General features: G+C 74.9%; 1 protein-coding gene and 1 pseudogene. Both read right to left on the reverse strand.

Annotated features, from left to right (window positions below):
* Positions 1 to 253: pseudogene (locus ACFY5C_RS41840) on the reverse strand (o-succinylbenzoate synthase); the annotation flags it as partial.
* Positions 250 to 1,080 carry a chorismate synthase gene (locus ACFY5C_RS41845; protein ID WP_389455336.1) on the reverse strand — a complete coding sequence of 277 codons (831 nt, stop codon included), beginning with the start codon at positions 1,078 to 1,080 and terminating at the stop codon, positions 250 to 252. The pseudogene ACFY5C_RS41840 and the gene ACFY5C_RS41845, both read right to left, overlap by 4 nt.
* Positions 1,081 to 1,183: the final 103 nt, after the last annotated feature.

The following is a 1,183-nucleotide window of genomic DNA, read 5'->3' on the forward strand; positions in this document are numbered from 1 at the left end:
CGGGCGCGGTGAGCGCGGGCAGGGCGGCGGCCCGGGGCAGCAGGACGTCCCGCAGCACGATCTCCGCGCCGGCCACGAACTCCGCGCAGTACAGCGGCTCGGGGTCGCCGGCGAACTCCGACCAGCCCTCGGCGGTGTCGGTGACGGCCCGCAGCAGGAAGGTGTCCTTCGTCGTCATCGTGCCGAAGGAGGTGCGGAACGGGGTCACGAGCGGGATCGCGACCCGGAGCAGTTCGACGCGTTCCAGCTTCACGGGGTGTCCTCCTCCATGCGGGTGTCCTCCTCCATGTGGGCGTCCTCCCGGCGCGTGAGCGTGTACCAGCCGTCGCGGGACATCTCCGTCGCCGTGAACCCCTCGGCGAACGCCTTGGTGAACACCTCGCGCACGGCCCGCCGCCAGCCGAGGGCCCGCTCGGCGTCCGTGGCCCGTAACGCCACGATGTCCTGCGGCACCCGGCACCACACGTACCGGTCCCGGGGGTCGCGGCGGGCGAGCGACCCGCCGTCCGGCGCCGGGTGGGTGACGGGCGCGGCCTCGCGCGCGGCGGTCGTGTCGGTGGTCGTACCGGTGGTCGTTCGGGCGGACGGCCGCCGCGTGACGGTCAGGTCCCAGGTGACCTCCAGCCGGTCGCTCTCGTCGCCGTCGTTCACGCCGTCGGCCATGGGGCCGTAGAAGTCGACGAGGTAGCCGGTGCCCTCGGCGCCGAGCTTGACGAGGTTGAAGCGGGCGTTGCGGCCGACCAGCGGGTCGAAGGTCCAGCGCATGGTGCGCGCCCCGAGCCCCAGCGCCCACGCCCGCTGGGCCTCCTTGAGCCGTGGCCCGAGCCCGCGCTCGGCGGCCGCGAGCAGCGAGTACGCCGCTCTGGCCGCCGGCGGCCCGAACACGGCGACGCAGCCGCCGACGACGCGCTCCCCGTCGTACGCGGCGTGCACCGCACCGCCCGCGTGGGCGAGGCTGTTCAGCGTCTCGGGCAGCAGCGGCGGCGCGCTGCGCGGGGTCTGCCACACGTCGCTGAAGTAGTCGGCGACGGCGGCGAACCCGGCGGTGTCGTGGACGGTGCGGATGCTCACTGAGGTCATGACACGAGTGTCGGAGGTGGCGCGGGAGCTGCCTAGAGGGCCGCACGCCAGGCCGGGGCCGTCCGGAAGGCGCGTCAGCGGAGGGCTTCGGCGACCTCCCGGG

This window comes from Streptomyces sp. NPDC012935 (assembly GCF_042900345.1).
Taxonomy (GTDB): domain Bacteria; phylum Actinomycetota; class Actinomycetes; order Streptomycetales; family Streptomycetaceae; genus Streptomyces.